At 59.2% G+C, this 12,794-nt stretch carries 11 protein-coding genes; 1 reads left to right on the top strand and 10 read right to left on the bottom strand.

Features of this window, described 5'->3' with window-relative positions; translation table 11 throughout:
• Positions 1-100: 100 nt before the first annotated feature.
• The 5 genes from O3301_RS00810 to O3301_RS00790 form a co-directional block, all read right to left on the bottom strand.
• Positions 101-1,873, bottom strand: a complete 1,773-nt coding sequence (locus O3301_RS00810) for a ShlB/FhaC/HecB family hemolysin secretion/activation protein (RefSeq protein ID WP_305055194.1) — start codon at positions 1,871-1,873, stop codon at positions 101-103.
• Between the two features lie 261 nt (positions 1,874-2,134).
• Positions 2,135-3,745: a glutamine-hydrolyzing GMP synthase gene (gene guaA / locus O3301_RS00805; RefSeq protein ID WP_101480991.1), complete on the bottom strand. Its 1,611-nt coding sequence runs from the start codon at positions 3,743-3,745 to the stop codon at positions 2,135-2,137.
• A 176-nt stretch (positions 3,746-3,921) separates the two neighbouring features.
• Positions 3,922-5,382 (bottom strand): IMP dehydrogenase, encoded by a 1,461-nt coding sequence (gene guaB, locus O3301_RS00800; RefSeq protein ID WP_034752206.1) that lies wholly within the window; start codon positions 5,380-5,382, stop codon positions 3,922-3,924.
• Between the two features lie 143 nt (positions 5,383-5,525).
• Complete coding sequence (locus O3301_RS00795; RefSeq protein ID WP_251349112.1) at positions 5,526-5,822, bottom strand: RnfH family protein; 297 nt, start codon at positions 5,820-5,822, stop codon at positions 5,526-5,528.
• Positions 5,815-6,246 (bottom strand): type II toxin-antitoxin system RatA family toxin, encoded by a 432-nt coding sequence (locus tag O3301_RS00790; RefSeq protein WP_034752216.1) that lies wholly within the window; start codon positions 6,244-6,246, stop codon positions 5,815-5,817. Before O3301_RS00790 ends, O3301_RS00795 begins: the two co-directional genes overlap by 8 nt.
• 93 nt (positions 6,247-6,339) lie before the next feature.
• Here O3301_RS00790 and smpB point away from each other — a divergent pair, with 93 nt between their 5' ends.
• On the top strand, positions 6,340-6,789 hold the full coding sequence (smpB, locus tag O3301_RS00785; protein ID WP_034784131.1) for an SsrA-binding protein SmpB: 450 nt from the start codon (positions 6,340-6,342) through the stop codon (positions 6,787-6,789).
• 313 nt (positions 6,790-7,102) lie between these two features.
• Here smpB and O3301_RS00780 read toward each other — a convergent pair whose 3' ends face one another.
• From O3301_RS00780 to ppsA, 5 genes are all read right to left on the bottom strand, one after another.
• The gene (locus O3301_RS00780) at positions 7,103-7,411 is read right to left on the bottom strand and encodes an H-NS family nucleoid-associated regulatory protein (RefSeq protein ID WP_010397665.1); all 309 of its coding nucleotides are present in this window, start codon (positions 7,409-7,411) and stop codon (positions 7,103-7,105) included.
• A 633-nt stretch (positions 7,412-8,044) separates the two neighbouring features.
• Positions 8,045-8,989, bottom strand: coding sequence for an SPFH domain-containing protein (locus O3301_RS00775; protein WP_099664320.1), 945 nt, complete (start codon positions 8,987-8,989; stop codon positions 8,045-8,047).
• 15 nt (positions 8,990-9,004) lie between these two features.
• Positions 9,005-9,421, bottom strand: a complete 417-nt coding sequence (locus O3301_RS00770) for an NfeD family protein (protein WP_099664321.1) — start codon at positions 9,419-9,421, stop codon at positions 9,005-9,007.
• A gap of 177 nt (positions 9,422-9,598) precedes the next feature.
• On the bottom strand, positions 9,599-10,096 hold the full coding sequence (locus O3301_RS00765; RefSeq protein ID WP_034752224.1) for a Dps family protein: 498 nt from the start codon (positions 10,094-10,096) through the stop codon (positions 9,599-9,601).
• A 146-nt stretch (positions 10,097-10,242) separates the two neighbouring features.
• Positions 10,243-12,675 carry a phosphoenolpyruvate synthase gene (gene ppsA / locus O3301_RS00760; RefSeq protein WP_077409088.1) on the bottom strand — a complete coding sequence of 811 codons (2,433 nt, stop codon included), beginning with the start codon at positions 12,673-12,675 and terminating at the stop codon, positions 10,243-10,245.
• Positions 12,676-12,794 lie beyond the last annotated feature (119 nt).

The raw sequence follows: 12,794 nt of genomic DNA, 5'->3' as shown, positions 1-12,794 counted from the left end.
AGTCCTAATAGCGGCCAAATACAGAGAAAGGAAAACGTCTGGCGGATGGCTGCGTTTAGTGACTTAATTCTTTAAAACTACATAACTACATTGCTAAATATCAATAACTGGCGTTCAGGCTGAAACCGGCCGTATGGCTGGCCGTGCGGAAGAGTTCAGGTTTATGCACGGGCCAGCCGACAAAGGCGTCGTACTGCACGCCCAGCCATTGCCCCCGCAAGCCGACGAAGCCGCCCGTCAGGCGGCGCGCGATCAGCCATTCCGCGGACGGCCCCGCCACTTCGCCATGGTCGAGGCCCGCATACGCTTGCTGGCCGCTGCTGCCCAGCGGCATACCGAGCTCGTTGCGCAGCAGCCAGCCCCGTTCGGACGACAGGCTGCTTTCGCCGTCGTAGCCGCGCACGGTATACCGCCCGCCAATCGCAAAACGGTCTTGCGGCACCAGCGGCGTACGGTTGTGCTGCATGCGCCAGCTGCCCGTGTAGCGCAGCGGCTGGCCAGCCAGCGTGAACGGCGCCGACACGGCCGCGTCGGCCAGCAGCAAGCGCATGCGCGAGGTACCCTCGCCAAACGCCTCCTCGGGCGCGGCCAGCGCCTCCATCGCGCCCGTGCCGCGCCGGTATTGCAGGTTCACGTCCAGGGTGGCCTGGCCCATGAATTCACGGTGGCCGATACCGATTTCCCAGCCAGCCATGCGGCGGCGCTGCACTTCCACTTCCGTGTCGTCGATGAAGTTTTGCGCGGCGCGCTGCCAGCCGCGTAGCGACACAGTCGTCTTGCGCGAGGCGTCGCGGTACACCAGGCGCGACAACTTGACTTCGCGATTCTGGCTGGCGCCGCTGTAGTTGTAGTCCTGGCTGATGCCGGCCACGGACTGGTGGTAATGGCTGTTGCTGACCGTGAAGGCCAGCAGCCAGTAGGCGTAGGGAATCGAATAGTGGGCCACCATGCCGGCCGTGCCGCGCGGGCCGTCGCGGTCGCCGTCGACGTTCTGGTTCAGGCTCAGGTAAAACAGGTCGTTCAGGGTCAGCCAGTGGTCATACGACAGGGTCACGCTGCCCTGCAGCTTGCCCGTCGAGCGCGAACCGCCATCGTCGAGGCCCAGCGCCAGGCGGAATGGCAAGCCCTGCTTCCACTGTATCTGCAAGTCGCTCTCGCCCGGCTTCGCATTGCCGCCCTCGGCCGGCATGATCTGGATATCGGCTTCCGCTGTCGGCACGCGCTTGAAGTTTTCCAGCGCCTGTTCCGTATCGCGCACATTGAGCGAGTTGCCAGGGCGCGCCGGCACGGCATTCCACCACGTGGCGCGGGGATTCGTGCCGGGCGCAAAGCCGATCTGGCGGATACGCCCCGGTATCACGCTCAAGGCCAGCGTCCCCTTGCTCAAATCCTGCGGTTCGGCCAGCACGCGCGTTGTGACATAGCCGCGCGCGATGATGGCGTTCTGCAGCCGGCCCATCAGTACATTGATGGCCTGCGTGCCCAGGCAGCGCCCCAGAGCAGAGTCCGGCGCGCCCAGGTCGTCGCGCCCGGCGGCGGCCAGCGCCCACTGGAATTGCGCTGCGTCCTCGCCACGCAACACCAACTGGTCAATCGTGAAGCATGGCGATTCGCCGGCGGGCAGGCGGTTGGCGGAGGCGGCCGCGGGCGCCTCGAGCAGGCGCACGTCGGGAGTGCGTTCCTGCTGCTGGCGCAGGAGGCGCTCACGTTCTTGCTGGCGGATCAGTTCTTGGCTGGCATCGTCGCGCTGGCTGACGCCAGGCGGATTGGAAAGGGGCGGCGCGATTTCAGGACGGGTCTGCGCGGACACGGCGGCGCACAAGGTGCCGCTTAACAAAAATACACCGCACCATGGCGTCAAGCGCAGGTGCATATGTTGCCTTAGGTAATTATTTACGTAATGAAATTATAAATTAATTATTTCTATAGGGCAACTATATTTATTTCTTGAGAACTTTACCTCTTTGGTAACTGCCTCTCATCTATCGAATTACCACTAGTAAACGGGCACGCGGCCTCGTGGCGTCAGAGCCGGCAATGGGAGCCCCGGCATCGAGGCCATAAAAAAAGCCCTGTAAAAACAGGGCTTTCACTTACTCAGTCATTCCGGGATGCAAAGCTTCCTAGAGGAAACTTACTCCCACTCGATAGTCGCCGGCGGCTTGCCCGAAATATCGTAGACGACGCGGTTGATGCCGCGCACTTCATTGATGATGCGGTTGGAGACCTTGCCCAGCAAGCTGTGCGGCAGATGCGCCCAGTGGGCCGTCATGAAGTCCTGCGTTTGCACGGCGCGCAGGGCCACCACGTATTCGTAGGTACGGCCATCGCCCATCACGCCCACCGATTTGACGGGCAGGAAGACGGCGAACGCCTGGCTGGTCGCTTCGTACCAGTTCGCTGGCAGCGCGTCCGGGTCGACGGCCTGGCCGGCGACGAACTCGTACGGCGTATTGCGCAGCTCTTCGATGAAGATGGCATCGGCGCGGCGCAGCAGATCGGCATAGTCTTTCTTGACTTCGCCGAGGATGCGCACGCCCAGGCCCGGGCCCGGGAATGGGTGGCGGTAGACCATGTCATGCGGCAAGCCGAGCGCGACGCCCAGTTTGCGCACTTCATCCTTGAACAGTTCGCGCAAGGGTTCGAGCAATTTGAGCTTCATGGTGTCCGGCAAGCCGCCCACGTTGTGGTGGCTCTTGATGGTCTGGCCCTTTTTACCTTTGCCGGCCGATTCGATCACGTCCGGGTAGATCGTGCCTTGCGCCAGCCATTTGGCGTTGACCAGCTTGCCCGACTCGACCTGGAAGACTTCGACGAATTCGCGGCCGATGATCTTGCGCTTTTGCTCGGGGTCGGTGACGCCGGCCAGGTGGCCCATGAACTGGTCTTCCGCATCGACGCGGATGACTTTCACGCCCAGGTTCTTGGCGAACATGTCCATCACCATCTTGCCTTCGTCCAGACGCAACAGGCCGTGGTCGACGAAGACGCAGGTCAGCTGGTCGCCGATGGCGCGGTGGATCAGGGCTGCCGCGACGGACGAATCGACGCCACCGGACAGGCCCAGGATGACGTCATCCGTACCGACTTGGGCGCGGATCTTTTCCACCGCTTCGCTGATGTAATCGGGCATGTTCCAGTCCGACTTGCAGCCGCAGATTTCATGTACGAAGCGGCCAATCATGGCCTTGCCCTGCACCGTGTGCGTCACTTCCGGGTGGAATTGCACGCCGTAGAACTGGCGCTCTTCGTCGGCCATGGCGGCGATCGGGCAGCTCGGGGTGTTGCCCATCAGCTTGAAGCCTGGCGGCATTTCCAGCACCTTGTCGCCGTGGCTCATCCACACTTTCAGCATGCCGTGGCCTTCATCGGTGACGAAGTCGGCAATACCGTTGAGCAACTTGGTATGGCTGCGGGCGCGTACTTCGGCGTAGCCGAATTCGCGCACCAGGCCGTTTTCCACCTTGCCGCCCAGCTGGGCCGCCATGGTTTGCATACCGTAGCAGATGCCCAGCACGGGCACGCCCAGCTCGAACACGGCTTGCGGCGCGCGCGGCGAATCGCCGTCCAGGGTGGAATTGTGGCTGCCCGACAGGATCACGCCGGCGGCGCCATAGTTGCGCACGAATTCGTCGCTGACGTCATACGGGAAGACTTCGGAAAACACGCCGGAATCGCGCACGCGGCGGGCGATCAACTGGGTGACTTGGGAACCGAAATCGAGAATGAGGATTTTAGAGTGCATGGTCGGAGCTTTATTCAGGGTCAATTGCAAAACCGGCGCACTGGGCGCCGGTCTGGACTTTCGCTACCACAATAGCGTAGCTGGAAAACTGTTCAGAGCAAGGCGCAGTGCCGAAGACAGTACGAATAGTACGGCGAGGCACTGGAACGCAGCCATGGACAGTTTCTCCAGTACGCTTACTCGGAGCGGTAGTTAGGCGCTTCTTTCGTGATCTGCACATCATGGACATGCGACTCGCGCATGCCGGCCGAGGTGATTTCCACGAATTCCGCTTTTTCGCGCAGTTCGTCGATGGTGGCGCATCCGCAGTAACCCATCGATTGACGCACGCCGCCCACCAGCTGGAAGATGATCGCCAGCACGCTGCCCTTGTAGGCCACGCGGCCTTCGATACCTTCAGGCACGAACTTGTCGGCCTTCATCGTGGCGTCCTGGAAATAACGGTCAGCCGAACCATCGGACATCGCGCCCAGCGAACCCATGCCGCGGTACGACTTGTAGCTGCGGCCCTGGTACAGGATCACTTCGCCCGGTGCTTCTTCCGTACCGGCAAACATGGAACCCATCATGACGGTCGAGGCGCCAGCGGCCAGCGCTTTCGAGATGTCGCCCGAGAAACGGATACCGCCGTCGGCGATACATGGCACGCCCGTGCCTTCCAGTGCTTCAGCCACATTCGAGATGGCCGTGATTTGCGGCACGCCCACACCGGCGACGATACGCGTGGTGCAGATCGAGCCAGGGCCGATGCCGACCTTGACCGCATCGGCGCCGTATTCGACCAGCGCCTTGGCGGCGGCGGCGGTAGCGATGTTGCCGCCAATCACTTCGACTTGCGGGTACTTGGTCTTGATCCAGCGTACGCGGTCGAGGATGCCTTGCGAGTGGCCGTGGGCCGTATCGACCACCAGCACGTCGACGCCGGCAGCGACCAGCAGGTCGATGCGCTCTTCATCCTTGGCGCCCACGCCGACGGCAGCGCCGACCAGCAGCTTGCCCTGGCTGTCTTTCGACGCGAACGGGTGGGAAGTCGACTTCTGGATATCCTTGACGGTGATCAGACCGCGCAGCTCGAACGCGTCGTTGACGACCAGCACGCGCTCGAGGCGGTGCTTGTTCATCAGGCGCTTGGCTTCGGCCGTATCGGCGTCTTCCTTGACGACCACGAGTTTTTCGCGCGGGGTCATCTTGGCGGAAGCTTCCGCGTCGAGTTCCTGCTCAAAGCGCAAATCGCGGTTGGTGATGATGCCGACGACTTCCTTGCCTTTGACAACAGGGAAACCGCTGATGCCGTATTGTTCCGTCAGGGCGATCACGTCGCGGATTTTCATTTCCGGCGGAATCGTGATCGGGTCGCGCAGCACGCCGGCTTCGAAACGCTTCACGCGGGCCACTTCACGTGCCTGGTCTTTCGGATTCAAATTCTTGTGAATGATGCCGATGCCGCCTTCCTGGGCCATCGCGATCGCGAGGCGGGCTTCCGTCACCGTATCCATGGCTGCGGACAGCAAGGGAATATTCAGGGTGATATTGCGGGTCAGGCGAGTTTTGAGGGACGTATCGGCGGGCAGAACGTTGGAGTAGGCTGGGACGAGCAGCACGTCATCGAATGTGAGTGCTTTTTGAAGTAGACGCATAGCATTTCCTATTGGCGCAAAAGCAGATTATACAGAAAAAAGCGCCCTCCGTCCTTGCAGCATAGAAAAGATATTTGGAAATAGCAAAAAAATGTCCCGCCAGGGCCTGCCGCAAGCCGCAGCCCAGCCCTCTTCCAGACCCGTCAGGTCTTGGCGGGCTTGCCGCTGGCACGCCGGCGACGCGCTTCTTTCGGGTCCGCCTGCAGCGGACGGTACACCTCGATCCGGTCATGTTCGCGCAAGACGGTGTCCAACGGCTTCTTCTTGCCATAGATGCCGACCATATTCACGGCCAGGTCGATGCCGGGGACTTCCTGCAGCAAGCCGCTCTGCTCCACCGCCTGCCCGATGGTGGCGCCTGCAGCCACCGTCAAGGTGCGCAGGAAGCTGCTATCGGGCAAGGCATGGCAGACTTGCACCTGGATGCTCACTTCAGCCATACACCGTCTCCGCGCGCTTGCAGAAGGAATCGACCATGCTGTTGGCGATCATGCCGAAGACGGGGCCGATGATCTGCTCGAGCACGCGGCTGGAAAACTCGTAGTGCAAGTCCAGTTCGATCTTGCACGCATCTTCACGCAGGGCCTTGAAGGTCCACACGCCGTCGAGGGTCTTGAAAGGGCCGTCTACCAGCTTCATCTTGATGGAGCTCGGCGGCACGTTCTCGTTGGACGTGGTGAAGCTTTGGCGCACGCCGTGGTAATGTATGCCCACGCTGGCGACGACCGTGTTCTCGCCCCGCTCGCGAATCTCGACCGCACCGCACCAGGGCAGGAATTTGGGATAATCCTCCACCGCCGCCACCAGCGCGAACATTTGTTCGGCGCTATAGCCGAGAAAAACTGATTTATGTACTACTGCCATTGAAGAACCATTTGCTATGATGTTGGATACATTTGATTTTATCGCGCTTGCGCGAGACAGTAGTTTAACCGACCCGCGCACATTTACCATCTCATGACCATAGCAGACAACAGAAAAGCCTTCCACGACTACTTTATCGAGGATCGCTACGAAGCCGGCATCGTGCTGGAAGGCTGGGAAGTCAAAGCCATCCGCGACGCCCGCGTACAAATCAAGGAAGCCTACGTTGTCGTCCGCGGCGATGAACTCTTCCTGTTCGGCGCGCATATCAGCGCCCTGCCGACCGCCTCTACCCACATCCACCCGGAAGCCGTACGCACGCGCAAGCTGCTGCTGCACCGTGCGGAAATGGATAAACTGATCGGCAAGGTGGAACGCTCCGGCTATACGCTGGTGCCGCTCAACCTGCACTACAAGGGCGGCCGCGTCAAATGCGAAATCGGCCTGGCCAAAGGCAAGAAACAGCACGACAAGCGGGCAGCGGAACGCGACCGCGACGGCGCGCGTGAAGTGCAGGCGGCAATGAAGTCGCACCGCCGCTGATCCGGCACCACGCGCAGCGATCTGCGCCAATACCACCAAGCCCGGCTATATGCCGGGTTTTATTTTGCCGGTACCTGCGGCAAACGGAAATGCACAGCGCAATGGGATGAAAACAGGAAAAGGAAGAAATACTACGGGAATAAGACAGGCATTATCGAAAATACCATGGAGATAAGCGAATGAATCAGCTTTGCCTGCCTGGCCAAAGACGATTAATCAGGAAAGTTCCGGATGCTTGCATGCTGCCTTGTACTACACCTGTACTACTCCACAGGACAAGCATCCGAATGAACGGTTTGTTAAACCTTCAGGATCAAACCTTCAGCAGATCACGCGACTTGCCCGAATCGGTCCACTCTTTGACCCATTTCGGTTGACGGCCACGGCCAGTCCATTGCTGCGTCGCATCATCCGGATTGCGATAGCGTACTGCGACCGTGCCGGTTTTAGCGCGGATACCGGTACCAACCAGATCTTTTACGGAAACGCCAACGCTCTGGGCGATTGCCAGGATTTGTTCACGCGCTTTGGACAGATCGTCCTGTTCGCGTTTCTTCATTTGCTTCTTGATGTCGTCCTGCAAGGTGCGCAGTTCGGACAGGGATAAGCTGGACAGATCCATGATATTTCCTTGTGTGAGTTGAAAAATATAACTGAACAGTTAAATTCTATCCAATTGTAACGCGACTGAGGTGATTTTTCTTGAGATTTGATTGTTTTTTACAATTCTTTTACCAAAAACCCGACTTCCCCGACCTTCAGATGATGTAAGTCTTCAATCCAGGGAGCGGACATCGCGCCGGACCGACTGCCTGCGCCGACTTCCCTTCCTTGTGCGATCGCGATTCAATGCAGCACCATCGGCAGTATTTATTTTGCAGCACTTTCTGCTTCATTGCAATTTATAGTATTCATAAATTGCAATTCAAAATATACATGGGAGCAATACTATCGCCAATTATGCCTCGAGTCCCAATCACTACCCAAGTATCCGCCGCGGATATCAGTTGAATCATCGCAATGCATGAGCAGCAGATTCTACTTCAATCAAAAAGATAAGCGTCGCACGACAGCATATAATCCCGAAAGTGCGCACAGCATAGCATAAAGAAAATATTTTCAACATTGCCATTTAAAGCGCAGATACTCGGGCCCTGTGCCAGCATATATTCCAGCAGCGCAAATGAAAACTGCCCGCGATATGGCGGGCAGTTTTGACGACTAACTTGCTACGAGTTTGCTATTCACCAGGCAATCAGGGAATAGCCACGCCGCTTTTCGGCTTTTGCGTTTTCACCACCTGCATCGCCGTGGCGATCAAACCGCTCATATCGCCCAGATTGGCCGGCACGATAATCGAGTTATTTGTTTTCGCCAATTGCGCGAACGCGCCCACATACTGCTCGGCCACTTTCAGGTTGACGGCATCTTCGCCGCCCGGCTCGCGGATGGCGGCGCCCACCTGGCGCAGCGCTTCGGCACTGGCTTGCGCCAGTGCGACGATGGCCGTGGCCTGGCCTTCGGCGCGGTTGATCGACGCCTGCTTTTCGCCTTCCGAGCGGGCAATCGCCGCTTCGCGCTCGCCGCTGGCGATATTGATCTGCTCCTGCTTGCGCCCTTCCGAGGCGGCAATCAGCGCACGCTTTTCGCGTTCAGCCGTAATCTGCGCCTGCATCGCATGCAGGATTTCCTTGGGCGGCGTCAAATCCTTGATTTCATAGCGCAATACCTTGACGCCCCAATTCGCCGCCGATTCATCGATGGCATTCACGATGGCCGTATTGATATGGTCGCGTTCTTCAAATGTCTTGTCGAGTTCCATTTTACCGATCACCGAACGCAAGGTCGTTTGCGCCAGTTGCGTAATGGCGGCGATATAATTCGACGAGCCATACGAAGCACGCATGGCGTCGGTAATCTGGAAATACAGAATACCATCGACCTGCAATTGCGTATTGTCGCGCGTAATACATACCTGCGGCGGCACGTCGAGCGGAATTTCCTTGAGCACGTGCTTGTAGGCGATACGGTCGACAAAAGGCACAACGATATTCAAGCCAGGCCCCAATACCGCATGGAACTTGCCCAGGCGCTCCACCACCCAGGCATGCTGCTGCGGTACCACATTGACCGTCTTGAAGACAAATACCAATGCCAGCAATAACAAGATCAACGACATGCTTCCGATGCTTACTTCCATAATCTACTCTCCAGGTTATCCAACAATCAAACGGCTGCCACGCACGGCGCGTATGGTGTAATGGCCGGCCTGCGTATCGCTGCCGGGAATCAGTTCCACATCCCACAAGGCGCCGCGGTACATGACGCGCGCCGCGCCATCGACCCAATGCGCGACCGCCACGCTTTGGCCGATATCGAGATTGACATTCGGATCCTGCGCCGCATCGCGCCGCGCCGCCTTGCCAAAACGGCTGCGCCGCAATAACAGGGTGGCCGCCACGCCGACAATGGCGGCCGTCAGGGCTTGCCAGCCGCCATTGCCGCCCGCCAGCGCCACCAGTCCTCCGGCACTGATACCGATGGCGATCATCAGCAAATAAAACGTGCCCGTAAACAGCTCCAGGATCAATACCGCGCCAGCCGCCACAAACCAGCCTACCCATTCAGCCATGATGCCTCCATCTTTGCGAATCCGAAAATAAAAAACCCCGCAGCCTATATAAGCGACGGGGTTTAATGCGTATTACTGCCTGATATTATTCTTGCCAAACACCTATATACAAGCAGTCTAACGCAATTCCTGATGGCGTCAATAGGCAGGGGCGAATTAGCGCCGCAGGCCCGGCAATTACTCTTCCAGCAGGCTGCGCAGCATCCACGCCGTCTTTTCATGCAAATCGAGGCGCTGCGTGATCAGGTCGGCCGTCGGCTGGTCATTGGCTTTTTCCAGCAGCGGGAACAGGCGGCGCGCCGTGCGCGCGGTCGCTTCCTGTGCCGATACCAGGTGGCTGACCATATCCAGCGCCGGCGGCACACCGTCGATTTCCTTGATCGAGGCCAGCTTGACGAATTCCTTGTAGGTGCCGGGCGCAGGATAGCCGAGGGCGCGGATGCGCTCGGCGATCAGGTCCAGCGCGGCCCACTGTTCCGTGTATTGCGTCATGAACATCAGGTGCAGGGTGTTGAACATCGGCCCCTTGACGTTCCAGTGAAAATTATGGGTCATCAGGTACAAGGTGTAGCTGTCGGCCAGCAGGCCGGACAGGCCTTCCGCAATCTTCGCGCGGTCCGCCTCGGAAATGCCGATGTCGATCTTTGCCACTTTGCTCGGTTTCTTGCTTGCCATGAGAACTCCCGTTTCAATGTATTGGTGGAATCATTTTAGCTGATCTGGCGCAATGCCATCGAATACAGGCGTGCGCCGCATGGCAGGCATAAAAAAACCCGCTGCCGGGTGAGCGGCAGCGGGTTTTCAGAGGGCGGACAAGACGCTTACGCTTTCAGCGCAGCGAGCTTTTGCCAGGTATCGATCACCGAGTCCGGGTTCAGCGACATCGATTCGATGCCCTGCTCCATCAGCCAGACGGCGAAGTCCGGATGGTCGGAAGGACCCTGGCCGCAAATGCCGATGTACTTGCCGCGTGCCAGGCAAGCCTTGATGGCCAGGGCCAGCAGGGCTTTCACGGCAGGATCGCGCTCGTCGAAGTCGGCGGCCAGCAATTCCATGCCGGAATCGCGGTCCAGGCCCAGGGTCAGCTGGGTCAGGTCGTTCGAACCGATCGAGAAGCCGTCGAAATGGTCGAGGAACTGGTCGGCCAGGATGGCGTTCGACGGCACTTCGCACATCATGATGACGCGCAAGTCGTTCTCGCCGCGCTTCAAGCCATTCTTCGCCAGCAAGTCGATGACTTTCTCGGCCTGGCCCAGGGTGCGCACGAAGGGCACCATGATTTCCACGTTCGTCAGGCCCATGTCATTGCGCACGCGCTTCATCGCTTCGCATTCCATGTTGAACGCTTCGGAGAAGTCGGCCGACAGGTAGCGCGCCGCGCCGCGGAAGCCCAGCATCGGGTTTTCTTCGTCCGGCTCGTAGCGCGAACCGCCGATCAGCTTCTTGTACTCGTTCGACTTGAAGTCGGACAGGCGCACGATGACTTTTTTCGGCCAGAACGCGGCGGCGATGGTGGCGATGCCTTCGGCCAGCTTGTCGATGTAGAACGCTTTTGGCGAAGCGTGGCCACGCGCCACCGATTCCACGGCCTTTTTCAGGTCGGCGTCGATGTTCGGGTATTCCAGGATCGCGCGCGGATGCACACCAATATTGTTATTGATGATGAATTCCAGGCGCGCCAGGCCCACGCCGGCATTCGGCACGGACTGGAAGTCGAACGCCAGTTGCGGATTGCCCACGTTGAGCATGATCTTGGTGTCGAGCTTCGGCAATTCGCCGCGCGACACTTCCGACACTTCCGTTTCCAGCAAGCCATCGTAGATCTTGCCTTCGTCGCCTTCGGAGCACACCACGGTGACAAAGGTGCCGTCTTTCAGCACGTCGGTGGCGTTGCCGCAGCCGACGACGGCAGGCACGCCCAGCTCACGCGCGATAATTGCCGCGTGGCAAGTGCGACCGCCACGGTTGGTGACGATGGCCGAAGCGCGCTTCATGACCGGTTCCCAGTTCGGGTCCGTCATGTCGGCAACGAGTACGTCGCCTGGCTGCACGCGTTCCATGTCGGCCGGGTCGTGAATCACGCGCACGGGGCCGGCGCCGATCTTCTGGCCGATGGCGCGGCCGGAGGTCAGCACGGTGCCGGTGCTTTTCAGCTTGAAGCGCTCTTGCACGTCGGTCGCCTTTTGCTGCGACTTGACGGTTTCAGGACGCGCTTGCAGGATGTACAGCTTGCCGTCGCGGCCATCCTTGCCCCACTCGATGTCCATCGGACGGCCGTAGTGGTTTTCGATGATGACGGCGTATTTGGCCAGTTCTACCACTTCGCTGTCGTTCAGCGAGTAGCGGTTGCGCATTTCGACGGGCACGTCGACGGTTTTCACGGAACGGCCGGCTTTCGCTTCATTCGTGAATTCCATCTTCAGCAGTTTCGAGCCGATATTGCGGCGGATCACAGGCGACTTGCCTTTTTCCAGCATCGGCTTGTGTACATAGAATTCGTCGGGATTGACGGCGCCCTGCACCACGGTTTCGCCCAGGCCATAGCTGGAAGTGACGAAGACCACGTCCTTGAAGCCCGATTCGGTATCGATGGTAAACATCACGCCGGCGGCGCCCAGGTCGGAGCGCACCATGCGCTGCACGCCGGCCGACAAGGCCACTTCAGCGTGCGTAAAGCCCTTGTGCACGCGGTACGAGATGGCGCGGTCGTTGTACAGCGACGCGAACACCTGCTTCATGGCCTCGAGCACGTTGTCGATGCCGACCACGTTCAGGAAGGTTTCTTGCTGACCAGCAAAAGACGCGTCCGGCAAGTCTTCCGCCGTGGCCGAGGAACGCACGGCAAACGACATTTCGGTATCGGAATCGGCCACCAGCTTGGCGTAGAATTGGTCGATTTCGGCGGCCAGGCGTGGCTGGAATGGCGTTTCCACGATCCATTGACGGATCTCGGCGCCGGCTTGCGCCAGCGAGCGCACGTCATCGATGTTCAGCCCTTCGAGGCGCTGAGCGATGCGTTCGGCCAGCGGCAAGCCGCCGTTGGCGCTATATGACAGGAAATCGCGGAATGCCTGCGCCGTGGTGGCAAAGCCACCGGGCACGCGCACGCCGGCTTCAGCCAGTTGGCTGATCATTTCGCCCAGGGAGGCGTTCTTGCCGCCGACGGATTCGACATCCGTCATGCGCAAATGCTCGAACGAGGCAACATACACCGCGTCCTTGTCTTCCTGCTGTTGCGATACTGCGTTGGTCATAATGACACCCTTACTGATGATAGAAATCTTTACGCGCGGCGCACAGACAGTCTTCTTGTTATTCTTGGCGTCGTGCAGCACAATCATACCGTTGCAGCCATTTTACCTTGTGCGGCGCA

This window comes from Janthinobacterium sp. SUN211 (genome assembly GCF_030587315.1).
In the GTDB taxonomy this organism is placed as follows: Bacteria; Pseudomonadota; Gammaproteobacteria; order Burkholderiales; family Burkholderiaceae_D; genus Janthinobacterium; species Janthinobacterium kumbetense.
Note: the sequence above shows the minus strand (reverse complement) of the source record. Positions and strands in the feature narration are given on the sequence as shown.